Raw genomic sequence first — 468 nt, 5'->3', positions numbered from 1 at the left:
CCGGACCCGGTGGCGTTGTACGCCGCGCACCGGTTGGGTCTGGTGCGGCTGGCGGTGCTGCTCGTCGACGACGTGCAGTCGGCCGAGGACGTCGTGCAGGACGCGTTCGCGGGGTTCCTGGGCCGGGCGCACCGGCTGGACGACCCGGACAAGGCGTTGGCGTACCTGCGGACGGCGGTGCTGAACAACGCGCGGTCGGCGTTGCGGCGGCGCCGGACCGCTCGGGCGTACGTGGCGCCGCACGAGGTGGCCCCGGAGGACCCGTCGTCGCGGGCGGTGCTGGCCGAGGAGCACCGGGAGGTGATCGCGGCGCTGCACCGGTTGCCGGAGCGGCAGCGTGAGGTGCTGGTGCTGCGGTACTGGTCGGACCTGTCGGAGGGGCAGATCGCCGAGGCGATGGGGATCAGCCGCGGGACCGTGAAGTCGACCGCGAGCCGCGCCCTCACCGCCCTCGAACGCCAGCTCGGG

Annotated in this window: 1 protein-coding gene; it reads left to right on the top strand. The window is 74.6% G+C overall.

All coding sequences use genetic code 11. The annotated features are described in order from the left end of the window. Positions 1–468 (top strand): SigE family RNA polymerase sigma factor (locus ETU37_RS22885; RefSeq protein ID WP_129989803.1); only part of this gene is annotated, 468 nt, incomplete at both ends.

The organism is Nocardioides iriomotensis, assembly GCF_004168035.1.
Classification (GTDB): Bacteria; Actinomycetota; Actinomycetes; order Propionibacteriales; family Nocardioidaceae; genus Nocardioides_B; species Nocardioides_B iriomotensis.
Note: the sequence above shows the minus strand (reverse complement) of the source record. Positions and strands in the feature narration are given on the sequence as shown.